This window comes from Ancylomarina euxina, assembly GCF_003863355.1.
Lineage (GTDB): Bacteria > Bacteroidota > Bacteroidia > Bacteroidales > Marinifilaceae > Ancylomarina > Ancylomarina euxinus.
The window spans coordinates 74127-99462 of the sequence record NZ_QQWG01000014.1; the positions used below are offsets into that span (position 1 = coordinate 74127).

At 35.9% G+C, this 25336-nt stretch carries 14 protein-coding genes; 8 read left to right on the plus strand and 6 right to left on the minus strand.

What is annotated here, in order from left to right:
* Positions 1–3: 3 nt before the first annotated feature.
* The 4 genes from pdxA to gcvH all read left to right on the plus strand — a co-directional run bounded on the left by pdxA (position 4) and on the right by gcvH (position 9742).
* Positions 4–1083, plus strand: a complete 1080-nt coding sequence (gene pdxA / locus DWB61_RS13070; protein WP_125031357.1) for a 4-hydroxythreonine-4-phosphate dehydrogenase PdxA — start codon at positions 4–6, stop codon at positions 1081–1083.
* A 54-nt stretch (positions 1084–1137) separates the two neighbouring features.
* On the plus strand, positions 1138–1719 hold the full coding sequence (gene ruvA / locus DWB61_RS13075; RefSeq protein WP_125031358.1) for a Holliday junction branch migration protein RuvA: 582 nt from the start codon (positions 1138–1140) through the stop codon (positions 1717–1719).
* A 26-nt stretch (positions 1720–1745) separates the two neighbouring features.
* Positions 1746–9251, plus strand: a complete 7506-nt coding sequence (gene sov / locus DWB61_RS13080) for a T9SS outer membrane translocon Sov/SprA (RefSeq protein ID WP_125031359.1) — start codon at positions 1746–1748, stop codon at positions 9249–9251.
* Between the two features lie 116 nt (positions 9252–9367).
* Positions 9368–9742, plus strand: a complete 375-nt coding sequence (gene gcvH / locus DWB61_RS13085) for a glycine cleavage system protein GcvH (protein WP_125031360.1) — start codon at positions 9368–9370, stop codon at positions 9740–9742.
* Between the two features lie 259 nt (positions 9743–10001).
* Here gcvH and infB read toward each other — a convergent pair whose 3' ends face one another.
* From infB to rimP, 3 genes are all read right to left on the minus strand, one after another.
* Entirely contained in the window at positions 10002–12980 is a 2979-nt protein-coding gene (gene infB / locus DWB61_RS13090; protein ID WP_125031361.1) for a translation initiation factor IF-2, read from the minus strand.
* Positions 12981–13044: 64 nt separating this feature from the next.
* Positions 13045–14283, minus strand: coding sequence for a transcription termination factor NusA (gene nusA / locus DWB61_RS13095; RefSeq protein ID WP_191984782.1), 1239 nt, complete (start codon positions 14281–14283; stop codon positions 13045–13047).
* A 20-nt stretch (positions 14284–14303) separates the two neighbouring features.
* Entirely contained in the window at positions 14304–14768 is a 465-nt protein-coding gene (rimP, locus tag DWB61_RS13100) for a ribosome assembly cofactor RimP (RefSeq protein ID WP_125031363.1), read from the minus strand.
* Positions 14769–15110: 342 nt separating this feature from the next.
* On the opposite strand from rimP, the gene DWB61_RS13105 reads away from it, so the two are divergent.
* The 4 genes from DWB61_RS13105 to lpxA all read left to right on the plus strand — a co-directional run bounded on the left by DWB61_RS13105 (position 15111) and on the right by lpxA (position 20090).
* The gene (locus DWB61_RS13105; protein WP_125031364.1) at positions 15111–16346 is read left to right on the plus strand and encodes an HD domain-containing protein; all 1236 of its coding nucleotides are present in this window, start codon (positions 15111–15113) and stop codon (positions 16344–16346) included.
* Between the two features lie 350 nt (positions 16347–16696).
* The gene (lpxD, locus tag DWB61_RS13110; RefSeq protein WP_125031365.1) at positions 16697–17731 is read left to right on the plus strand and encodes a UDP-3-O-(3-hydroxymyristoyl)glucosamine N-acyltransferase; all 1035 of its coding nucleotides are present in this window, start codon (positions 16697–16699) and stop codon (positions 17729–17731) included.
* 76 nt (positions 17732–17807) lie between these two features.
* Positions 17808–19199, plus strand: a complete 1392-nt coding sequence (locus DWB61_RS13115; protein WP_125031366.1) for a bifunctional UDP-3-O-[3-hydroxymyristoyl] N-acetylglucosamine deacetylase/3-hydroxyacyl-ACP dehydratase — start codon at positions 17808–17810, stop codon at positions 19197–19199.
* Positions 19200–19307: 108 nt separating this feature from the next.
* The gene (lpxA, locus tag DWB61_RS13120) at positions 19308–20090 is read left to right on the plus strand and encodes an acyl-ACP--UDP-N-acetylglucosamine O-acyltransferase (RefSeq protein WP_125031367.1); all 783 of its coding nucleotides are present in this window, start codon (positions 19308–19310) and stop codon (positions 20088–20090) included.
* Positions 20091–20417: 327 nt separating this feature from the next.
* Here lpxA and thiL read toward each other — a convergent pair whose 3' ends face one another.
* From thiL to DWB61_RS13135, 3 genes are all read right to left on the minus strand, one after another.
* Positions 20418–21461: a thiamine-phosphate kinase gene (gene thiL, locus DWB61_RS13125; protein ID WP_125031368.1), complete on the minus strand. Its 1044-nt coding sequence runs from the start codon at positions 21459–21461 to the stop codon at positions 20418–20420.
* Positions 21462–21973: 512 nt separating this feature from the next.
* Complete coding sequence (locus DWB61_RS13130; protein WP_125031369.1) at positions 21974–22450, minus strand: hypothetical protein; 477 nt, start codon at positions 22448–22450, stop codon at positions 21974–21976.
* A gap of 217 nt (positions 22451–22667) precedes the next feature.
* Entirely contained in the window at positions 22668–25334 is a 2667-nt protein-coding gene (locus DWB61_RS13135; protein WP_125031370.1) for a TonB-dependent receptor, read from the minus strand.
* Between the last annotated feature and the right edge of the window lie 2 nt (positions 25335–25336).

Sequence of the window (25336 nt, forward strand, 5' to 3'; positions counted from 1 at the left end):
CAGATGAAAGATACTAAGATAAAAGTTGGAATAACTCAAGGTGATATAAATGGGATTGGTTACGAAGTGATTATAAAAACTTTGATGGATCCCCGAATTTTGGAGTTGTGTACACCCATTATTTATGGATCGCCAAAGGTTGCTGCCTACCACAAAAAAGCACTCGATATTGAAGAGTTTAGTTTAAATAATGTCAAAACAGCTCAGGAGTCACATCCTAAAAGAATTAATATTATAAATTGTACTGATGAGAATATAAAAGTTGAGTTAGGTAAATCTACATCAAGTGCAGGTATTGCATCTTTCGCTTCATTAGAAGCAGCAGTTAAGGATCTTAAAGAAGGCGATATCGATGTTTTATTAACTGCGCCTATCAATAAAAAGAATATCCAATCTAAGAATTTTGTATTCCCGGGGCATACAGAATACCTAGAAGCTAGAATCGATTCTGGAAAATCTTTGATGTTATTAATTAGCGAGAAATTGAGAGTTGGGGTTGTAACAGGTCATATTCCTATTTCTAAAGTTTCGGAGAATATTACTGAAGAGAAGATTATCGATAAATTGGATATTTTGAATAAGTCTTTGATTCAAGATTTTGGTATTCGTAAGCCTAAAGTGGCTGTTCTAAGTCTAAACCCGCATGCTGGCGATGATGGATTAATTGGCTCAGAAGAAAAAGATGTGATTATTCCAGCAATTGAAAAAGCTAGAAAAAGCGGTATAATGGCTTTAGGTCCATATCCTGCTGATGGCTTTTTCGGTTCAAACGACTATTCAAAGTTCGATGCTATTCTTGCCATGTATCACGATCAAGGTTTAACCGCTTTTAAAGCGCTTTCTTTCGATTCAGGAGTTAACTTTACTGCAGGTTTATCTAAGGTGAGAACTTCACCTGCTCATGGTACTGCCTATGCAATTGCAGGTACAAATGTTGCTTCACCAGAATCTTTCCAGAAAGCTTTGTATATGGCTATTGATGTTTATAGAAATAGAATGGAATATGAAGTCTTAAGTAAAGATCCGATGAAAGTAAAGGCACCTAGTACCGATCATCAAAATAAAAGACAGTCAGTTAAATAATTGATTTTTCTGATTCAAAATAGACTGTGAGTAAACTCATCCAAACTTACCTATATGTTTGAATATATAAAAGGCGATATAAATGCCCTTACACCAACGGCTGTAATATTAGAAAACCATGGTATGGGGTATTTTATAAATATTACTCTAAATACTTACTCTCAACTTTCCGGACATACATCTGCTCAATTGTATTTGCATCAGGTTATCCGGGATGATGCTCATTTGTTGTTCGGATTTAAAGATATGAAAGAAAGAGAAGTATTTCGTTTGTTAATTTCTGTTTCAGGTGTTGGAGCTAATACGGCTCGCATGATGCTTTCATCATTGACATCGGAAGAGGTTAAAAAGGCTATTTTCTCTAATAATTCTAAAACGTTACAAGATGTAAAAGGCATTGGGACTAAAACAGCTCAACGAATTATTATTGAGCTTAAAGATAAAATTGGGAAGGAAGATGAGATGGGTGAAATTGTGTTGTCTCAGGACAATACAATTCGAGAAGAAGCGTTATCAGCTTTAGTAATGCTTGGTTTTGCGAAAAACACTATTACTAAAGTGCTTGACAAAATTATTAAAGCAAATGCACCAACAAGTGTTGAGGAGTTAATAAAAATCGCTCTGAAACAATTGTAATACCTGAATCAAAAAAATCCCAGTTCTTGAAAAAGTTACTAAAATACATATTATCATTTTTGTTTCTATTCATCTTAGGACTGTCATTTAATGATAGTTCTTTGAAAGCAGATGCCTATTTCTTTGAGAATATGCAGCAGGATAGTACCCTTGTGAAGAGTGAGAAACAAATTGTTAATGCGAAATCACCTTTTAATAAGGCTAAAAAGAAAAGTGCTAAGGATGAAACCTTACCTTATGCTTTCGATGATGAAGACGATACTAAGCTAAAAACCAACCAAGCAAAATCGCCTTTGTATCTAAAGAATCCTACTAATATTGAAACAACGATTGTTTATGATCCTGTAACTGGAAATTATATTCTGAAGAAGCGGATTGGAGGCATGGATTATCGAAATTCAACTTCCCTGACGAAAGCAGAATTTCAAGCACAGCAAAATCAAACCACACTAAGAGATTATTGGATGGAGCGTATTTCATCTGACAGGAATGTTAGCGGTGTTGATCAGCGTTCTTTTTTAGGGTCGAAGGTATTTGGGAAATTATTCGGTAATACAGCTATTTCTATTAAACCACAAGGTGCTGCCGAACTGAGTTTTGGTATCAGTACAACTAAGGTTGATAATCCAACCATTCCTGAGGAACTAAGAAAAACCACCAGTTTCGATTTTAATGAGAAGATACAAATGAGTGTATCGGGTAAGGTGGGTGATATTCTCTCGATGGAGGTGAACTATAATACTGAAGCTACTTTCGACTATGAAAATCAAATGAAGCTGGAGTATAATGGTGATGAAGATAATATCATCAGAAAGGTTGAAGCAGGTAATGTGTCGATGCCAATTTCGAATACTTTAATTACTGGAGGTCAGAATCTATTTGGAGTAAAAACAGAGATGCAGTTTGGTAAGCTTTCAGTGGCCTCAGTTTTTTCTCAACAGAAAGGGGAAACCAAGGTCGTTAATATGGAGAATGGAGCTCAAAAGAGTGAGTTCGAAGTTTCTGCAGATAAATACGAAGCCAATCGTCACTTCTTTCTATCTAAATATTTTTACGATAACTACGATCAAGCAATGGCCAAATTACCTGTTGTTAGTTCGGCTGTTACCATTAATAAAATTGAAGTTTGGATCACGAACAAAAATTCAAATTTCGAAGACTCAAGAAACTTTATCGGTTTTGTAGATTTAGGTGAGAATCAGGCAAATATTGATAATACTACTCTATTTTCTCAAACAGAGCTAGGTGTGTACCCCGCGAATTCTAGAAATAACGCCTACCTTGATATGACCACTACTTACGGGAATATTCGTGATATCAATCAGGTAACAAATACATTATCTCCTTTGGCACCTGGATTTGCGGCTGGCAAGGATTACGAAAAAGTTGAGAATGCTCGTCTTTTATCAGAAGCTGAATATACCTTAAATAGACGTCTAGGTTTTATTTCGTTAAATCAATCTCTAAACGCAGATGAAGTTTTGGCTGTTGCTTATCAATATACGGCTAATGGAGAAGTTTATCAGGTTGGTGAATTATCGGGAACAAGTGTTAGTGCACCTCAATCTTTAATTCTTAAGTTGATAAAAGGTACAAACTTGAATCCATCGCTTCCAACATGGGAGCTGATGATGAAGAATATCTATAACATTGGAGCTTTTCAGGTTAATTCTGAGGATTTTCGTTTAGATGTCTTGTATCAGAATGATCAGGCTGGTTCGCAATTGAATTATATTGATACGGATGGAACGGGTAAGAATGAAATTTTATTGAGCCTATTAAATCTCGATAATCTAAATTCTCAACTAGATCCTAGTCCCGATGGGATGTTTGACTTTATTGATGCTTTAACAATTTACCCCAATAAGGGGCGTATTATTTTTCCATCTAAAGAACCTTTTGGTTCTTATTTGAGATCGAAAATTAGCAATAATGCAATTGCGGATAAATATGCTTTTGATGATTTGTATACAAAAACACAGAATGAAGCTCAGCAAATAGCTGAGAAAAATAAGTTTGTTTTAAAGGGGAGCTACAAGTCTAGTGGAGGGTCTGAAATTTCGTTAAATGCTTTAAATGTACAACCAGGCTCGGTTGAAGTTAAATCTGGAGGTCGTATTCTTATTGAGAATATCGACTATACTGTAGATTATACCTTAGGCAGGGTTAAAATAATCAATCAAGCTCTTCTTGAAGCAGGACAACCTATTACTATTTCATCTGAAAGTAATTCATTATTTAATATACAGACCAAAACGTTGGTTGGTGTTCAGATGGACTACCAATTTAATAATGACTTTAACTTGGGTGCAACTGTAATGCATCTATCTGAACAACCGCTAACCCAGAAAGTGAATATTGGTGATGAGCCAATTTCCAACACGATATGGGGTTTAAATGGTAGTTATAGAACAGAATCGATGTTCTTAACTAATTTGGTTGATAAGTTGCCATTTATCGAGACGAAAGAGCCGTCGCAAATATCGATCGAAGGTGAATTTGCTCAATTGGTTCCAGGGCATAATAAGGCTATTGGAAGTTCAGGAACTGCTTATATTGACGATTTTGAGGGAACAGAAACCTCAATCGACATGAAGAATTATAATTCATGGGTTTTGGCTAGTACACCACAAAATCACCCTGATTTTCCAGAAGGAAACTTAAATAATGATTTGGCCTATGGGTATAACCGTGCCAAATTGGCCTGGTATGTGATTGACCCACTTTTTAATAGAAATACATCTACAACACCTAAACATATTCGTTCTGATAAAGAACAATTATCGAATCATTACGTTCGTGAGGTTTATGAGGAAGAGATTTGGCCAAATAAGGAAACGGCTACAGGTATTCCAACGAATATTTCTGTCCTGAATTTAGCTTATTATCCTTCTGAAAAGGGTCCCTATAATTATGATGTTGATAAGTATGGAGAAATTTCTGAGGGTCTGAATACCGATGGGACTTTGAAAAATCCTGAAACACGCTGGGGTGGTATCATGCGTAAGATTGAAACCAATGATTTTGAGGCTGCTAATATTGCTTATGTTGAATTCTGGATGATGGATCCATTTGTGTATGATAAGACACATAAGGGAGGGGATATCTTACTAAATTTAGGTAATGTATCTGAAGATATTTTGAGGGACTCAAGAAAAGGTTTTGAGAATGGTCTACCAACGAGTAGTAATATTGTTCTAGTTGATACTACTGCTTGGGGACGTGTTCCATTGGTGCAATCTTTGGTTAATGCATTTGATAATGATAATGAATCTCGAAAATTCCAAGATGTTGGGATGGATGGTTTGGCTACTGAAGATGAGAGAACTTTCTTTGATAAGTATATCTTAAATATCCAGAATTCAGCGAATTTAGGTGCTGGTTCTAAAGCATACTTTGATGCGATTAATGACCCATCGACTGATAACTTCCATTATTTTAGAGGGAGTGAATATGATGCTAATGAAACGAGTATTCTTGAGAGATATAAAAACTTTAATGGCCCCGAAGGTAATTCGCCTACGGCAGATTTGTCAATTGAGTCCTACCCAACATCAGCAACAACTTTACCTGATGTTGAGGATATCAATCATGATAATACTTTAAGTGAAACAGAAGCGTATTACGAATACAAAATTCACCTTGCTCCAGATGAGATGAAGGTCGGACAAAACTTTATTGTGAATAAGGTTGAGAGTACGGTTGATCTTGCCAATGGAACAAAAGGAACTGTTAACTGGTTTCAATTTAAGGTTCCAGTAGAGGAGTACGACGCTAAATTGGGTAATATCAACGACTTTACTTCTATTCGTTTCATGAGAATGATGATGAAGAATTTTGAAGAACAAGTGGTTTTACGTTTTGCCAGTTTAGATCTTATTCGCGATGATTGGAGAAAATATGATCAAACACTTCGTCCTGATCTTGTACCATCAGGCGAAGATACTCGCTTTGAGATATCAGCTGTGAATATTGAAGAAAATGCAGAGAAAGAGCCCGTCAATTACGTTTTGCCTCCTGGTATTGATCGTGTTGTCGACCCTAGTAATCCGCAGTTGTTACAATTAAATGAGCAAGCGATTCAATTAAAAGTCACTGATTTAGAAGAAGGGGATGCTAAAGCAGCCTACAAGACTCTGAATATGGATATTCGTAAGTATGGTAAATTAAAAATGGATGTTCATGCTGAGAAGATTGATAATTTAAATTTGGAAGATGATGATTTGAGAGTCTTTATTCGAATGGGATCCGATTATCAGAATAACTACTACGAATATGAAATTCCACTAAAGATTACGCCGCATGGGCGATATACAAATAATAATTTGGATGATAGATTGATTGTTTGGCCTGATGCGAACCGTTTTGATTTTGATTTGAAATTATTTTCAGGGATAAAACAAGTTAGGAATAATGAAATGCGTCAAGCAGGAGCTTCTATTGATTTATTAACTGTTTTTAGTAGGAATGTAAGTGAACTGGACAAAAATGCAAAAGCAATAAGTGAAGATAATCAGGTTAGTATTAAAGGTAATCCGAATTTAGCCAATGTCCGTACAGTCATGATTGGTATTCGATATCCGCAAGAAGGCGATAATGCGGATGATGGGGAAAGAAAAGCTGTTGAAGTTTGGTTGAATGAACTTCGATTGACTGATTTTGACGAAGATGGAGGTTGGGCTGCTAACTTGCGAGTGACAACGAAGCTAGCTGACTTGGGAACTTTAACCTGGGCTGGTAGTCGAATGACTGCGGGTTTTGGTGGTATCGAAGATGGTGTGAATAATAGAAACAAAGAAGATATTTTCCAATATGATTTCTCGGCTAGTTTAGAATTAGGTAAATTTTTCCCTGAGAAATCAGGTGTAAGAATACCAATGTACTATGCCATTTCTGAAGAAACAGCAAATCCAGAGTATAATCCTCTTGACCCAGATATACCTCTTGATGTAGCACTTGATCAAGCTGCAAATAAGAAAGAACGCGATTCAATTAAGCATATCGCTCAGGATTATACCAAACGTAAGAGTTTTAATTTGACTAATGTTCGTATTGAAAAGCAAGATGGTAAAGCGAAGCTTTTAGATGTTTCGAATCTTTCTGCGACTTATTCTTTTAACGAAACGTTTTCTCGTAATGTGAACAAGGTGCGCGATTTGGAGAAGAATTATCGTGGTGTGTTGAATTATACTTATAGTTCGCGACCAAAGAATTATTCCCCATTTACGAAATCTAAATCCTTAAAGTCACCCTATTTGCGTTTGTTACGTGATTTCAACTTTTATTTGATGCCTACCCAGCTTTCTGTTCGTTCAGATATTCAAAGGTATTACAGAGAGGTTGAGACTAGAAATATTGAGCAGCCAGATCTATTGATAACACCAACCTACGATAAGAATTTCAATTGGTATCGTTATTACGATTTAAAATATAATCTAACTAAGAATCTCAAATTTGATTTTTCAGCAACGAATACTTCAAGAATTGATGAACCTGATGGAATTGTAGATAAGGATAGAGATCGAGATGCGTATAATATTTGGAAAGATTCGATCTGGAATAATATAATGGATGGTGGACGTAATGTGAAATATCATCACAATTTTAATGTCACATATAAGGTGCCGATCAATAAGATTCCATTCTTAAATTGGACATCATTGACGACTCGATATACTGGATCTTATGATTGGAATGCTGGCGCAATTTTGGAGGATGAAACACTCAATCATGGAAATACGGTTCGTAATTCGAATAATATTCAGTTGAATGGTCAAATGAATATGGTTAATCTCTATGATAAGTCTAAATTCCTGAAGAGAATCAATCAGAAGTATAGTGGAACACAACGATATAGAACTAAGAGTAAGAAATTCGAAAAAGTAAGTTTTGAGGGCGAAGTAGACGAACTTAAAGCAAATGTAGGTAAGTCTGTTTATCACAAATTGGGAACGAAAGATATTCAGCTTAAAGTTTATGATTTGGAGGGAAAAGAAGTTCGAGTTGAGTACCGTCCTCTTTCAGGTAATCGAGTGCGGGTGATTTCGAAAAAATCATTGAAAAATGCACGTGTCAGAATTAGTGGTAAAATAGAGGAGAGGGATAACTTATTTGTGAAAGCAAGTGAAGGTATCCTTAGATTGGGAATGAGTGTTAGGAATATTTCTTTGGGATATTCTGAAACTAACTCAACGACTTTACCTGGCTATTTACCACAAACAAATTTCTTTGGTGGTGAAAGTTATAATGGGTCAAAGGCTCCAGGATTTAATTTCTTGATTGGTAATCAGGATAGAAATTTTGCAGCAGATGCAGCTCGTAAAGGTTGGATAACAACTGATCCTACTTTGAATGCACCTTTTGTAATGACGCATACTGAGAACTTCACATTCCGATCGACCATTGAGCCAATTAATGGTTTAAAGATTAATCTGAATGCCAATAGAACTTATTCAAAGAATACAAATGAGTTTTACATCTATAATGAAACAACATCAACAGCAGATCAACCCGTTTTTGATGCTAAAAACAAGACCTTAACGGGTAATTTCAGCATGACTTTTATGAGTCTGAAATCAGCTTTCTTTAGCATCGGAAATACAGGTGATTATTCATCAACTTATTTTGATGAATTTTTAGATACAAGAAAAACGGAATCTTTACGCCTGGCAAAACAGCGTTGGGGCGAAGGGTATGAAGGACATTCAATTCTTGATGCTAAAGATAAAGAGACAGGTTATTATGAAGGTTACGGTCCAACTTCTCAAGAAGTGCTTATTCCATCTTTCTTGAAAGCCTATGGTGGAGGTGGAAGTAAGTATAATAAGCTCTTTCCTGGTATTGATAAGTTGATGCCAAACTGGCGAGTTACATTTGATGGTTTATCAAAGATTCCTGTAGTTAAGCGTTATTTTAAGTCGATTAATATGAATCATTCATATACTTCGACCTACAACGTTGGTTCTTATAATAACAACCTTAATTTTACTGGAGAAGATGATAATTTCGATTTAATCGATAATTATCTTCCAATGTACGAGGCTAATTCTGTTTCGATGAACGAGCAGTTTAATCCCTTGATCAATATCGATATGATGTGGAAAAATAACTTCACCACGACATTTGAAATGAAACGAACTCGTAACTTGATTTTAAGTCTTGCAAATACACAATTGACTGAGGTTGCATCGAGTGAATTCATCTTTGGATTAGGTTATCGTTTTGATAATTTAGGATTAATTATTGGATCTGGTTCGGGGCAGAAGAAGTTTGATAGTAATTTAAATCTACGTGGTGATTTATCTATCAGAAAGAATAATACCATTATTAGAAAGATTGTTGATGAAGTGGATCAGTTGACTTCAGGGCAGAAGGTTGTGACCATTAAGATGTCTGCAGATTACGTTTTAAGTAGTCGTTTTAATCTGAGATTGTATTACGATAGAATTGTAAATGAACCCTATGTGTCTCTATCATATCCAACTACAACAACTGAATTTGGAGTAAGTGTGCGTTTTACATTGGCCCAATAGACTTATGTCCAACAACATAAACAAAAGCTTAATTTGAAATAAGAGTTTATTCAATAGTTCAAAAAAAAATGTAAATTTGGGGCAAATAATGAACCAGATATAAACAAGAATTAATCATGAACGTACCTGAAAATTTAAAGTTTACAAAAGATCACGAATGGATTCGTGTTGAAGGTGATATTGCCTTTATTGGTGTTACTGATTTTGCTCAAGGAGAATTAGGAGATATCGTTTTTATCGAAGTTGAAACTGAAGGTGAAACTTTGGATAAAGAAGAAGTTTTTGGAACTATTGAAGCTGTAAAAACTGTTTCTGATATGTTCATGCCACTAAGTGGTGAAGTTTTGGAATTCAACGAAAAGTTGGAAGATGCTCCAGACTTGGTAAACTCTGATCCATATGGTGAAGGTTGGATTATTAAAGTTAGTATTGCAGAATCTTCAGAACTTGAAGATCTATTAACTGCTGATCAGTACAAGGAATTACTTTAATAGTATTCTTACGATATACAAAGCTCCGATTTATCGGGGCTTTTTTTATGTCCATATTTCTTCTGTCGGAGCATTTTATCTCAACGATGAATAATGCCTCTATTTTCAATAGAAAGACTCTTACAATTGTTAATTCTAATGCTAAAAGATATCTAATACAACTAGATTCTAGTCTGAGCTTAATAAACTCTGATAGGAACCAAAAAAGAGAGGCTGTTTCGAATGAAACAGCCTCTCTTTAAATATATGTTTTGAGCTATTATTTTAGCTTCTTAGCAACTTCTACTTCTTCAAAAGCTTCTACCATGTCACCAATCTTAATGTCGTTGAATTTATCGATATTCAAACCACACTCATAACCTTTAGCAACTTCCTTAGCATCATCTTTGAATCGTTTCAATGAACCAAGTGTTCCCGAGTAAATCACAATACCGTCACGGATTAGTCGGATCTTAGAATTACGTTTGATCTTTCCATCACGTACAATACAACCTGCAATAGTACCAACTTTAGTAATCTCGAACGTTTCGGTCACTTCAACAGTAGCCACGATTTCTTCCTTAATCTCAGGAGAAAGCATACCTTCCATTGCTGATTTCAATTCTGCGATAGCATCATAGATAATTGAGTATAATCTGATATCGATTTCCTCTTTCTCAGCAATCTTTCTTGCTCCAACTGATGGTCTCACCTGGAAACCAACAATAATAGCATTCGATGCGGTTGCAAGCATAACATCCGATTCAGAGATCTGTCCAACAGCTTTGTGGATAACATTTACCTGAATTTCTTCGGTTGATAGTTTGATTAATGAGTCAGAAAGTGCCTCAATAGAACCATCCACGTCACCTTTAACAATAACGTTAAGCTCCTGGAAGTTTCCAATTGCAATACGACGACCAATTTCAGCAAGAGTAATATGTTTCTGAGTTCTTAGACCCTGCTCACGCTGCAACTGCTCACGCTTATTAGCAATTCCACGGGCTTCTTTTTCACTCTCCATAACGTTGAAGTTATCACCCGCTTGTGGTGCACCGTTCAAACCAAGGATCAATGCTGGTTCAGAAGGACCAACTGTATCAATTTTCTGTCCACGCTCGTTAAACATAGCCTTAACGTGACCTGTATAACTACCCGCTAGTAGAATGTCACCAACTTTAAGAGTTCCAGCTTGAACTAATAGCGTTGTAACGTAACCTCTACCTTTATCTAGTGAAGATTCAATAACCGAACCAATGGCACGTTTATTTGGATTTGCTTTAAGCTCTAGCATTTCAGCTTCTAGCAATACTTTTTCAAGTAATTCTTCAATGTTTATTCCGTTTTTAGCCGAAATTTCCTGACACTGATATTTCCCCCCCCAGTCTTCAACCAGGTAGTTCATATTAGCAAGTTCACTTTTAATTCTTTCTGGGTCTGCACCATCTTTATCGATCTTATTAATCGCAAAGACGATAGGTACACCTGCAGCACTAGCGTGATTGATTGCTTCGATTGTTTGAGGCATCACGTTATCATCAGCAGAAATAATAATAATTGCGATATCAGTTACCTGAGCACCACGAGCACGCATAGCCGTAAAGGCTTCGTGACCTGGAGTATCAAGGAAAGAAACGCGTCTACCATCATCAAGTTTTACGTTGTAAGCACCAATATGCTGGGTGATACCTCCGGCTTCACCTTCAATTACGTTCGCATGACGCACGTAATCAAGTAATGAAGTCTTACCGTGGTCAACGTGACCCATTACGGTTACAATAGGAGGTCTAGAAATTAAATCTTCTTCTTTATCTTCCTCTTCAACGATTGATTCTTGAATTTCAACACTTACAAATTCAGCTTCAAAACCAAACTCATCAGCAACAACAGAAATTGTCTCTGCATCCAATCGTTGATTGATTGATACAAAAAGACCAAGTCCCATACAAGTTCCAATAATTTGGGTTGCAGTTACCTCCATCATAGAAGCAAGTTCACTTACAGTTACGAATTCAGTAAGTTTGATTGTGTTCTTTTCAGCTTCTTTTTTGTTATCAATCTCTTGCTGTCTAACACTTACCATGTCGCGTTTTTCACGACGGTGTTTAGCTCCTTTTGATTTGCCACCCTTAGATGTCAATCTAGCTAAAGTATCTTTAATTTGCTTTTGAACATCTTCCTCTGTCACCTCTTTTTTGACAGGAGCTTTTTTCTTCAGCTTATTAAATTTCGAGTCTTTTGCTGGTCTTCCCGAAGTACTACCTGTAGCAGCTGCTCTAGCCGCACCAGCACCAGTTCCTTTAGGGCGATTAACGCCTTTTTGAGCCTCAACATTTACTTTTTCGCCATCCTTCTTAATACGCTTACGTTTTTTGCGCTGGTTTTTGGCTTTATCTTTATCTGCCTGAGTTGTTTTCTTCTCAACAGGTAGTTCAATTTTACCAATAACTGTAGGACCAGTTAATCTTTGAGTTGATGATTTGAAGATTTCTTCTTCTTTCTTCTCAGGTTTAGCAGGAGGTGTAGTTGTAGCGTCTGGAGTTGTTTTAGTTTCAACAACAGGCTTTGTAGTTGGAGGAGTAACTGTTTTTTGTTTCTCTTTTCTCTCTACATCCTTTTCTGCTTTAGTTTTTTTAGCAGGACGGGTTCTTTGATTCATTGCATTCAAATCAATTTTCCCGATGACTTTAAATTCTTCTTTTTTATCAGAAGATTTTGCTTCCTCTTTTTTAGGCACTTCCATTTTAACAGATTGTTCTTCGGGAATAGCCTCCGAAGGTTGTTTAGCTTCTTCTTTAGATTTAGCTTTAGCAATTTTTTCTTCAGATACGGGGATTTTGTCTTTCTTCACAGGTTCCTCCTCAACTTTCGATTCCTTTACCTTTGCTTCTTCTTTCTTTTTTGGTTTTGATACTGCATCTAAATCAATCTTCCCAACAACTTTTAAGGTGCTTTTAGGTTCAACTTCTTTAGGTGTTTCAACAGTTTCTTCTCGCACTGGTTCAGAACCTTCTAAATATACAGGGTCTTTTTTCTCACGAGTGCTCTTCAGATTTACTTTTTCGGATTCCTTCTTCAGATTAATATCTGAACTGTACTCTTTTGCAAGAATATCATAAGCCTCTCCGGACACTTTATTATTAGGATTTGAATCCATTTCAATTCCTTTTTTATTTAAGAATTCCACAATGGTAGTAATACCTACATTGAATTCTCGTGCTAGTTTACTAAGTCTTATATTTTTATTGACTTGTGTCATATTCTGAAGTTAACTGTTAAAATGTCTGTATCTTAAACTAAAAATGTTGAGGATTTGAATAGCTTTATTCAAATTCTGATTTCAAGATGTTTAATACTTCTTCAATTGTCTCGATTTCAAGATCTGTTCTTTTCTCTAATTCCTCTGCAGTAAGTTCCAACACAGAACGGGCGGTGTCGCAACCTATTTTCTTAAATTCTTCGATGATCCAAGCTTCAATCTCGTCACTAAATTCTGACAAGTTTACATCTTCTTCACCTTCAACTTCGTTTTCTACTTTCTCACGATAAACGTCGATTTCGTAACCCGTCAGTTGTCCTGCAAGTTTAATATTTAAACCACCTTTACCAATAGCTAATGATACTTCTTCTGGATTTAAGTATACTTCAGCTCTTTTGGTTTCATCGTTGAATTTAACCGAGTTTACTTTTGCAGGGTTAAGTGCACGTGAAATAAACAATGAGGTGTTTGTTGTGTAATTAATGACATCAATATTTTCGTTTCTTAACTCACGAACAATACCGTGAATTCTCGATCCTTTCATACCAACACAAGCTCCGACAGGATCAATACGTTCGTCGTATGATTCAACGGCTACCTTTGCTCTTTCACCAGGAACACGTACAATATTTTTGATTGTAATTAGACCATCGAAAATTTCAGGAACCTCAAGTTCGAATAAACGCTCAAGGAATACTGAAGATGTTCTTGATATAATAATAAGAGGACTGTTGTTTTTCACTTCAACACGAACAACAACGGCTCTCAAGGTTTCACCTTTACGGAAATAGTCTGAAGGGATCTGTTCGGTTTTTGGCATGATCAATTCGTTACCTTCATCATCGATAACAAGAATTTCTTTTTTCCAAATCTGATAAACTTCACCTGTTATAATCTCACCAATCCTATCTTTATAAATGTTGAAGATATTATCTTTTTCAAGCTCCATGATACGAGCTGACAAGTTCTGGCGAAGAGTTAAAATTGAACGACGTCCAAAATCCAAGAATTTAACTTCATCCGTTACTTCTTCACCCTCTTCATAGTCTTCGTCAATTTTTTTCGCTTCTGATAGTGAAATCTGAAGATTATCATCTTCAACCTCTCCATCCTTTACAACTTCACGATTTCTCCAAATCTCCAAATCACCCTTATCTGGGTTAATGATGATGTCAAAGTTTTCATCTGTACCGTAGTTCTTCAAAATAAGGTTTCGGAAAACATCTTCCAAAACACTCATCATGGTAGCACGATCGATGTTTTTTAACTCTTTAAATTCTGAAAAAGTTTCAATAAGATTCATAAGACTCAGTGATTCACTTGTTAAAAAGTAATTATATCTTTTGTTGATTTTATTTGCTCGAAGCTGAATGTTAGTGATTTAGAAACTGTTTGTTTCTTTTTCTTTCCTTCTACTTTGATTAACTCCTCAACCTCAACTTCAATTTCATTTTCTCCAACGACTAATAATTTGCCGATGAATTTATTGCCATCCGTTGTAAGGACCTCAACATCTTTACCTATATTTTTGTGATACTGCTGTATCACTTGAAAAGTTTGTCCAATTCCTGCTGAAGATACCGATAATTCAAAATCTTCAACCTCTCTATCTAAGTGACCTTCAATTGCGCGGCTTAATTCGATACATGTAATGATTGGAACACCAGCAAGGCTGTCAATCATCACAGAAATAATATTGCCAGAGGAGACTTTAGTTTCGACTAAATAAAGATCGCTATTTTCGATCTCTTTTTCAATAATTCCTTGTATTGTTTTTTTGTCAATCATAAAGGAGTTTCTTTCAATAAAATAGGGGACTTTGTTGTCCCCTAAAGCACATGTGAATTGTTACTTTTCGCTGCGAAATTAGATATATTTGTTTTAATATGCAAATGACAGGAGTCTAAATTATTGTTTTCTAATTGATAATGAGTTTTCCTAGACCTAAGATGAAGGTGTTTTCATGTCGTATGTGATGGCTTGTGTCTCTTTTTGTTACATTTGTTAAGATAAGATTAGAATTTGGAGGAATGGCTTTATTTTTGGCTCTAAGCTCTAAAGATAGAGTGAATTTTGATTAAGCGAACGTGTTGCGTATGTGTTAATTAATAATAATTTCAATTTAAAGAGATGAAACATAAGGTTTTGAGTGATCCAATTCATGGGTTTATCCATATTCCATCAGGACTCCTCCATGAGCTTGTTGAACATCCCTTTTTTCAACGTTTACGTCGTATAAGGCAACTCGGAATGACTTTTCTGGTTTTTCCTGGAGCTAATCATAGTAGATTTCAGCACGTTTTAGGTGCAACTTATTTGACTCAGATGGCTTTGGAGTCTCTTCAATCTAAGGGTGTAGAAATTACTCCTGAAGAATCTGAAGCAGTAAAAACAGCGATTCTTCTTCACGATATTGGTCATGGACCTTTTTCTCACGCCCTCGAATATAGCATTGTTGATGGAATTACTCACGAAAGATTATCGGAATTATTTATGGATCGGTTGAATTCTGAGTTTGATGGTCGATTGAGTTTGGCAATAAAAATCTTTAAAAATGAATATCATAAGCCTTTCTTAAATCAATTGGTATCCAGCCAGCTTGATATGGATCGTTTGGATTATTTGCGTCGGGATAGTTTTTTTACGGGTGTAAGCGAGGGGGCAATTGGATCGACTCGAATTATCAAAATGCTTGATGTGGTAGATGGAAATTTAGCGGTTGAAGCAAAAGGGATTTATTCTATCGAAAAATTTCTTATTGCTCGCAGATTGATGTACTGGCAAGTGTATTTGCATAAAACAAGTTTAGCGGCTGAAGAAATGTTGGTGAGAATACTCAAAAGAGCAAAATATCTGGCTGATAAGGGTGAAGACTTGTTTGGAACACCTGCCTTGCGTTATTTTCTTTACAACAAAGCTGGCTTAAGACAATTTAAGAGCAAGGAGAAAGTTGCCGAAGGTAAAGACGTGCTTGAGGTTTTTTCGGATTTGGATGATAATGATATTATGGTATCGATAAAGGTTTGGGCCAATCATTCTGATAAAGTTTTAGCCTATCTCTGTAAAGCGATGAAGGATAGGCGGCTGTTTAAAATCGAAATAGAAAAGAAGCCTTTTACTAAAGATCATGTGGCTGATATTCGAGAAAAAATTAAAGATCAATTGGGCTGCTCAAACCATGCTTTAAACTATTTGGTGATTAAAGGCTCAATTTCGAATAATGCATATAATAGAGATGATGATAGGATAAATATTCTTTTTAAAGATGGTAGTCAGCAGGATATTGGTGAGGCATCGGATATGTTAAATATTTCAGTATTATCTAAAACTGTCAAAAAGTATTATCTCTGTTATCCTAAGTTTTAAATATATGTAAAGGTCTTTTGATTAGTGTGTTTGTTGTTCTATTTAGTTGATTAGTGATCGGTTATACTTGTGTTTTTATTAAAAAGAGAAGAGTAAGGGATGGTCTATATTAAGATGATTGCTCATGCTTTATGATCTAAATTTTTATAGCCTTAAAATATTTATTAGATTTGCGTAAATTTTGCCTATCGAAACCGAGTTCTGGAACCGTCTATAATTCAGGCTTATGTTTTAGCATAAAGTCGAAAGATTGTTCATGATATCAAAATTTAAAAAGGATTGAACTTCAGTGGTTTCCAAAGTGAACATTCTGTGTTTACTTATTTATAAGGCATATAGAAAATAAAAAGATGAATTTTACAGCAAATGATATTGCAGAGTTTCTGAATGGTGAGGTTGATGGCGACGGAACAGTTTCAGTAAACAATGTATCCAGAATTGAAGAAGGTGAAGCAGGAACTTTATCGTTTTTAGCGAATCCTAAATACGTACATTACATTTATGAAACTAAATCGTCAATCGTTTTAGTCAATAAAGATTTTGTTGCAGATAAAGAAATTTCAGCAACTTTAATACGTGTCGAAGATGCTTACCAGGCTTTAGCACAACTGTTGGAGATGTATGAGCAGAGCAAGCCTCAACATGTAGGTATTGAGCAACCTTCTTTTGTTAGTAAAACGGCAACTGTGGGTGAGCAAGTTTATATTGGAGCTTTTGCCTATGTTGGTAGCAATGTAAAATTAGGTAAGAATGTGAAACTATATCCACATGTGTATGTTGGAGACAATGTAACGATTGGTGACAATACCATTTTAAATTCAGGTGTTAAAGTATACCAAAATTGCGTGATTGGAGCGGAATGTATTTTTCACTCTGGTGTGGTAATAGGAGGAGATGGTTTTGGATTCGCTCCATCATCGGCAAACGATTATAAAAAAGTACCTCAAGTTGGAAATGTGATTATCGAAGATCATGTTGAAATTGGAGCAAACACTTGTGTGGATAGAGCAACTATGGGATCAACAATCATCCGTAAGGGTGTAAAACTTGATAACTTGATTCAGGTCGCTCATAATGTTGAAATTGATGAGAATACAGTGATTGCTGCTCAAACGGGTATCGCAGGATCTAGTAAAGTTGGTAAGAATTGTATGATTGGTGGTCAGGTTGGTTTAGCTGGTCATTTGTCAATTGCTGACGAAGTAAAAATTGCAGCACAATCAGGTATTGGAAGAACTATTAAAAAAGAGGGTGTGGTTCTTCAAGGATCGCCAGCTTTTGAATTTGGTCCTTACCAAAAATCATATGTATTATTCAAGAATCTTCCGAAAATGCGTGAGCAAATTATGGCATTGGAGAAAGAGATAAATGAATTGAAAAAATAAATTGTTTGAGAATAATTGAAGCGCAGAATTTCATTGCGATTTAAATCTTAAATAAGAATAAGAGTATTGAATAAGAATGGCTGATAAACAAAGAACGATAGCAAAAGAATTTTCTCTGACAGGAAAAGGTTTGCATACAGGCTTAGAGGTTTCAATTAAATTTTTACCTGCTGAGGAAAATCACGGTTATCAATTTAGAAGAGTTGATCTTGAAGGACAGCCTACTATTAAAGCAAGTGCTGAATATGTTGGAGATACTTCACGAGGTACTGTTTTGCAAAAAGGCGAATGTAAGGTTCAGACTGTTGAGCATGCACTTTCAGCTTTGTATGGTTGTGGTGTTGATAATTGTATGATAGAGCTTAGTTCGTCGGAGCCACCAATTTTGGATGGAAGTGCCAAATTATACGTCGAAGGGATCGAGGAAGTTGGTATTGTAGAGCAAGCAGCAAACCGTGAGTATTTTGTTGTGAAGGAGAAAATCGTTTATAAAGACGAAGCAAAAGGATCGGAATTAATTATTCTCCCAGATGATGAGTTTAGTGTAAACGCGATGATTTCTTTCGATTCAAAAGTTTTGAGAAATCAGTTTGCGAGCATGAATAGTTTAAGCGAATATAAAGACGAAATCTCGATGTGTCGTACCTTCGTTTTTGTTCGTGAGTTAGAATTCCTTTTGAATAACAACCTTGTAAAAGGGGGTGATTTGGATAACGCGATCGTTATTATGGATCAGCCAATGGAGCAAAATGAGTTAGATCGTATTGCTGCTTTGTTCGATCACGAAAGTGTTGAAGTAAAAGAAGGTGTTCTAAGTAATTTAGATTTGTATTTTGATAACGAATGTGCTCGTCACAAGTTGCTTGACGTAATTGGTGATTTAGCACTTTGTGGTAAGTTTATAAAGGGTAGAGTGATTGCAACCTGCCCAGGGCACGGTCCTAATACCGAAATGGCTAAAGTATTAATCAATAGAATTAAAAAAGAGATGGGAAAAGATTCAGTACCGGCTTACGATCCTAATAAAGAGCCTGTTTTAGACATTAATGGGGTAATGAAATTATTACCACATCGTCCTCCATTTTTGTTGGTTGACAAGATTATTGACATTCAAAGCGATAGTATCGTAGGGGTGAAAAATGTTTCAATGAATGAACCTTTTTTCGTAGGTCACTTCCCAGGAGAACCCGTAATGCCAGGTGTTTTAATGGTTGAAGCTATGGCTCAATGTGGAGGGATCTTAGTTTTAAGTCAGGTTGAAGATCCAGATAATTATGGAACTTACTTTTTGACTCAAAACAATATCAAGTTTAGAAAAAAGGTTGTGCCAGGGGATACCTTAATTTTCAAATTAGAATTCTTATCGCCTATACGTCGTGGAATTGCTAATATGAGAGGTTTGGCTTATGTGGGTGATACCATTGTAGCCGAAGGTGAATTTATGGCTCAGATTGCCAAGAAGAAATAATCTGTGTTATTTCAATCTTGTATAGATTAGTATAGAAATTTTCATCTATCGGAGAGAAGATTAAGGCTTAGGCGCTTATTCTTCCGAAGTGTAAATAAAAAATATAAAATGAAGCAGCCCTTAGCTTATGTACATCCCGAGGCAAAAATTGCCGACAATGTGGTTATCGAGCCTTTCGTAACCATCGATAAGGATGTTGTGATTGAAGAAGGAACACGTATTGGTTCAAATGCAACCATTCTTGAAGGAACACGAATTGGGAAAAACTGTAATGTATTTCCTGGTGCCGTAATTGGTGCTGTACCTCAGGATTTGAAATTTCGTGGTGAAAAAACGACGGTAGAGATTGGAAACAATACAACCATTCGTGAATGTGTAACCATTAACCGAGGAACATCTGCAAAAGGTAAAACCATTATTGGTGATAACTGTTTGTTGATGGCCTATTCTCACATTGCTCACGATAGTGTGCTAGGGAATAATATTATTATCGGTAATGCTTCTCAGATTGCTGGTGAGGTTGTGATTGACGACTATGCTATTCTTAGTGGTTTGGTAGCCGTTCACCAATTTGTTCATATTGGTTCTCATGTTATGGTTTCAGGTGGTTCTCTTGTTCGTAAGGATATTCCTCCATTTGTGAAAGCAGCTCGTGAACCAGTTTCTTATGTAGGTGTTAACTCAATTGGTTTACGTCGTCGTGAGTATTCTAACGAAAAGATTCGCGAGATTCAGGATGTGTACCGTTACTTATACCAAAAAGGGATGAATAATCATGCAGCGATTGAAGCCATTGAAGCTGAAATGCCTGCTTCACCAGAGCGTGATGAGATTATTCTTTTTGTGAAGAATTCGAAACGAGGTATTATGCGTGGGTATTTCCCAGAGTAATATTTTGATGATATTTGATATTAAAAAGCGCTTGTTTCAATCTCGAAACAAGCGCTTTTTTGCTGATATAAAACCTGACGGAGTCTTTTTACCCGTGAGAGTTTAGTAGCTTATTGACTTTAAAGTTGTGTAGATATGGTGTAATGTTTTTTTTATAAACCCTTACAGGTTCTTCGAACTCTGTCAGGTTTAGAATGTCTTAAAAATCAAAACAGGCAGTTTCTAAGAAACTGCCTGCTTTAATTGTTTGATATATTTTAGTGGAATATGCTATTCATTTTTTTCATCAGCAAATTAACACATCACCCTATCATCACATCAACAGATCTATTCCGTAAAGTTAGTCCACCCTTGAGCTTGAAGTGCAATCTCGGTATTGTCGCGAGCAACCATATACTTTCCTTTGCTTGCTTCGCAGATATGACCAATAATTTTCACATCAGGCATTTTTTCGATTTCCTCATGTTTGTCAAGTGGCACAGTGAAAAGTAATTCATAATCTTCACCACCGTTAAGGGCGAAAATAGAATAGTTCATATTCAACTCCTCGGCCATCTTATGTGTCTCGTAATCGATAGGAATTTTCTCTTCGTAAATCTGACAACCTACATTCGAATTTTCACAAATATGGAAGAGTTCCGATGATAAACCATCCGAGATGTCAATCATCGATGTAGGAACGATCTTAGCGTCCTGTAAGCTCTCGAAAATATCCTTTCTAGCCTCAGGCTTAAGTTGACGCTCCAGAATGTAGTCATGACCTGTTAGGTCTGGCTGAATTTCAGGATTGTTCTCAAAAATACGCTTCTCTCTGTCTAAAAGTTGAAGACCTGCATAAGCCGCACCAAGATCACCCGTTACACAAATTAAATCATTTACTTGAGCACCGCTACGATAAGCAATCTTATCTTCATCGGCTTCGCCAATGGCCGTTACCGAAATGCAAAGACCAGTAAGTGAAGATGTGGTGTCTCCACCAACCAAATCAACCTTATACTTCTCGCAAGCCATATGGATACCTTCGTAAATCTCATCAATAGCCTCTAAGGTGAAACGCTTCGAAATCGCTAAAGAAACAGTCACCTGCTTAGGCTCAGCATTCATGGCGTAAACATCAGAAACATTCACCACAATAGCCTTATAGCCCAAATGACGAAGTGGGGTGTACATTAAATCGAAATGGATGCCTTCAACCAAAAGATCGGTTGTAACGATAGTTTTCTTACCAGATTGATTTAATACCGCTGCATCATCACCTATACCTTTTAGAGTGCTTGGCTGTGTTAGTTTCACGCTTTTGTTTAGGTGTTTGATTAAACCAAACTCACCCAATGTCGATATATCGGTTCCTTGATTGTTGTTTTCCTGCATGGTTTCTCTTTTTTAAGCCCCATCAGCGAATAGATTCTCGCTACTAGGCGCTTGGTTTCAGTTTGGTGGCAAAGGTATAGAAAAATTTAAGAATGGGTTAGATGAATTTTAGTAGCCTGTTTGTTCGGAGGATTTGTATTTATTTTAATCGAGTACATTTAGGCTTGAATACTTATGAGCTGGGTAAATTGGATTTGAGTTAAACAATCATCTTGTATGTTGTGAAATGGAGATTGTATTTAACTTTAATCTTTTGGGCTTTTGGGTAAAACTTTTAGGATAAATCGTGCTTCGATATACGATTGATGCTAATATTTTTAAGCTAAACTGTGGTTCGATACTCGATTTTTGTGCCTCGAAGCAGGCTAGGCTTAACTTTTTTAGTCGCAAGCGTGTCTGCATACTCGATAGTCGAGTGTCGATACTCGATTAAACCTAAAAGAGTCGTAGTATGGGGCTTTGGTTTAAAGGAAAAAGCGGAATCCTATAAATAAGGACTCCGCTAGTTTCGTTTATACTTCTTCTTTGTCTGTGTTTTTATGGTTTGGGAAGAATTGTTTCAGTTCATTGTACAGTGGCATAGCCTCCTGATCGTGTTCGTTTGCAAAATAACGAACCGAACGATAGTAGGCCATCGAATCCTGATAGTTATCGTTATCCAATAATATTTTGGTGTCGCTCAGTTTTTGTCGAAGCTGTTCTAGTTTACGAAGCATATTCTCAATCTGTTCTCGTGCAATAAAATCCCGTTCAAACTCTTCCAAATTCACAAAGTTTGGAATGTATTTGGGATTCTCACGCATAATCAGCTTGGTTTTGTTCACCAACAATTTATTGGTCTCGTTTATAGAACCAAAAGTAGAACGCTGCTCTGGAGTTAAGCCGGGTGCATTTATATTTGCCGAGGCCAACAAAGCATCTAAATGTGTGTTGTTTTCAGTTAACTCTTCTGGGGTAAACACCACCTGTATTAAATCATTATTCTTCATATTCTTTTATTAAATGGTTAGTTAATAATTATTTATCAAGAATGAATTTAACGAAAATTTCAATTCACTGTTCAGTATAGAATGTGTTCTTTAACTCTTCGAAAATGAAGGGGATATCTAGTTAGTCTGAACCTTCACACGATCTCCCAAGCTTAAACCTTCGGTTATCTCTATTCTTAGGCCATCGGAAAGGCCTGTTTTTACCAGGCGTTTGCTCTTAAAATGAAAATGAATAATTCAATTGAATTTGTGAGGGACGTAGTTCGTAGTAATTATTGACTATTGAGTATTCATCAACGAAGTAGTTTGAATAGCTTGATTTGTTGAAAATATTTGTCCAACGAATCTCAATTTTACTCTGTTTGTTTTTTAAAGTGTAATTGTATATTAAATCTAAAAAGATATTTTCTGAACCTTCATTTTTAAGGTATTCCGATGAGCATCCAAAGTAGTGATTATCCTTTGGGTAAATCATGAGGTTCATGATATGCGATTGTTGTTTAACCTTATTGTTATTTCCTTTGTCTACTTTCGACATCAACCATGAAAATTGATTTTTATATTCGAGATTCATCCATGAAAAAACATCACTTGTGATCTTACCATTAAGGGAGAAGTTTTCATTCTGTATTGGTGTCATGCTCTCGTTTAAGAACATTTTCTGTTGATCTAGCATATAATTTGATTTCAGCGAAAAATTGGTTTTCCAATTGCTGATATATTTGCTAGCTTGAGCAAACACATTGTGTGAGTACGCTCGATTATCGTTCTTTTTCATTTGTAACAACATGGAACCATCATTCTGAATTTGATTGTGTAGAATGAGATCTTTTTCACTTTGCATGTATGTATAACCTGCATAGGCAAAAATAGATGACAGAGGATTCTTATAATGCAAAGTCGTTCCCATGCTCTGTCCTTTAGTTTCTCCTAAAATAGCTTCTTGTTTTTGCAAGCGACGGTAATTCTCCAACACATTGGCATAATTAATTCTTCTACTGTCACCCACTTTGTGGATTTTTTTCCAAGTATTTTTCCAGGTGAAAAATGCATTAAATTCATAATTCAATCTCAACTTTGGCTGGAACAGAAACGTATTCTTTTGTGTGGATATATTAGAAATTTTATCCGATATATTATAATTGGTATAGCTTAAGGGCAGATCGGCATATAGCTTAAAGCGTTCTGTTATGTACTGAATGCTTTCGTTGCCATAGATTTTATTTTTTCTGAAGTTTAACTGATTTTGGAACTCTTTACCTAAATCTGTTTCAATCAGATTATCGTTTAGGTAGATTCTGGAATCAAAATCCTTTTGCTGATGTTGATAGCCTATTTTGTGAGTAAGACTCCACCTTTTAATTTTATTAATCAGACTTATCGAATGATTAATATTCAATTCTTCATTGTTAGCTTCTTGCAAAATGGCATCATAGCTTTTGCCTGAGTTGAAAATATCTTCGTAAACACCTGGCTTTACAAGTAAACTTTGTGGAGCCTTATTGTATGAAACAAAAGAGGCAAGCTGCCACATTTTTTTACCAAGGGGTTTAATCCATTTTAATTTATTGGAAAAAGATTGAAAGGGATTTTGATAATCTTGTCTTATAGGACTGTTGTTTTGACTAACATGTCCCAATTGTTTATCCCAATACGCTTGTATTTTTAAGGTGTTCTTAAGATAGTTTCGATCAGAGTTTTGGCTCAGCGTGAATTCGTTTATTAGCGAACGTTTGGTTAATCTGTTATTAATTTTTTCCTGTAGGATAATGGTGTCATTCCCCAAGTGGTATTCACTTCTGCTTCCACCATTGTGTTTCTGGTAATCGTTAAGATAAGAGCTGTTTACCCTTAGTTGTAAATCGTGATTTAATATTAATAGATAATTTGTTGATAGCAGATGGATGTTGTTATTAAGATACCGGCTTGTATTAAAGTTGGGCGTGGATAAATTCTGTATGCCCAACAACTCCTCCTTTTCTGTGTTGTTATCCAGCATATCCATTAAATCCTCAATGCTGAAAGTTTTCAGATCCATAGCCACATCCTTACCCATATTATTGGCCTGATAGGAACAAATAAGCTGTTGTTTTTTATTAAACAACATGGGTGTGATATTGGCATCCCATAGCATAGGACTTGCTCCTATACCCAGTTTTGCTTTACCCGTCATGGCTATATTTCGTTTGAGCTTAATATTTAATGAAGCCTTATCTGTTGATGTTATATTTCGTAATAGTTTTATGGGTTCGTGGTTTTCTAATACTTGCACTGAAGCAACCGATTCAGCAGGCAGATTATTATTGGCTAAATTGTATTTGCCTTCCAGGAGATCCATCCCTTCAATATAAAATTTACGAATAGGAGTTCCTTGATACAGAATTCGTCCATCAGACTCCACCTCCAAACCTGGTAATTTATTGATCACATCGGCAATAACTTGATCATTTTTTCCTGCGAAGGCTCCTACCGAATAGGATATCGTATCGCCATGTTGGCGTATAGGTGATGCTTTTATTCTAACTTCTTTTAATTCTTTGACTTCGGGGAATAAGGTAAAATTTTGTATCTGATTCTTATTTGTGAGCCACAGTTGTTGCACTGCATAATTTAAGGATTGCGTCTTTAAGAATATCGAATCTCTCCCAGTTTCAAAACGAATTGTGTACTCACCCTTACTGTTTGATATGCCGAAAGCAATAATCCCTCCACTATTCTCTTTTTGAAGAAGAATATGTATGTTTTCTAAACAGATTCCATCATTACTGACAATTTTACCTGTAATCTGATTTTCAGCTAATGAGATCTGACAAATGAATAGAAGAAAAATCGGAAAACACTTGAAGAGTATTTTCCGAATATCATATAATTTGATTCTTAACATGC

Excerpts from the sequence above, each read along its gene's own strand:
- DWB61_RS13105 (WP_125031364.1), top strand. The coding sequence starts at position 15,111 with ATGAAACATAAGGTTTTGAGTGATCCAATTCATGGGTTTATCCATATT.
- nusA (WP_191984782.1), bottom strand. The coding sequence starts at position 14,283 with ATGAATCTTATTGAAACTTTTTCAGAATTTAAAGAGTTAAAAAACATC.
- DWB61_RS13130 (WP_125031369.1), bottom strand. The coding sequence starts at position 22,450 with ATGAAGAATAATGATTTAATACAGGTGGTGTTTACCCCAGAAGAGTTA.
- lpxD (WP_125031365.1), top strand. The coding sequence starts at position 16,697 with ATGAATTTTACAGCAAATGATATTGCAGAGTTTCTGAATGGTGAGGTT.
- gcvH (WP_125031360.1), top strand. The coding sequence starts at position 9,368 with ATGAACGTACCTGAAAATTTAAAGTTTACAAAAGATCACGAATGGATT.
- rimP (WP_125031363.1), bottom strand. The coding sequence starts at position 14,768 with ATGATTGACAAAAAAACAATACAAGGAATTATTGAAAAAGAGATCGAA.
- DWB61_RS13135 (WP_125031370.1), bottom strand. The coding sequence starts at position 25,334 with ATGTTAAGAATCAAATTATATGATATTCGGAAAATACTCTTCAAGTGT.
- ruvA (WP_125031358.1), top strand. The coding sequence starts at position 1,138 with ATGTTTGAATATATAAAAGGCGATATAAATGCCCTTACACCAACGGCT.
- thiL (WP_125031368.1), bottom strand. The coding sequence starts at position 21,461 with ATGCAGGAAAACAACAATCAAGGAACCGATATATCGACATTGGGTGAG.
- infB (WP_125031361.1), bottom strand. The coding sequence starts at position 12,980 with ATGACACAAGTCAATAAAAATATAAGACTTAGTAAACTAGCACGAGAA.
- DWB61_RS13115 (WP_125031366.1), top strand. The coding sequence starts at position 17,808 with ATGGCTGATAAACAAAGAACGATAGCAAAAGAATTTTCTCTGACAGGA.
- lpxA (WP_125031367.1), top strand. The coding sequence starts at position 19,308 with ATGAAGCAGCCCTTAGCTTATGTACATCCCGAGGCAAAAATTGCCGAC.
- pdxA (WP_125031357.1), top strand. The coding sequence starts at position 4 with ATGAAAGATACTAAGATAAAAGTTGGAATAACTCAAGGTGATATAAAT.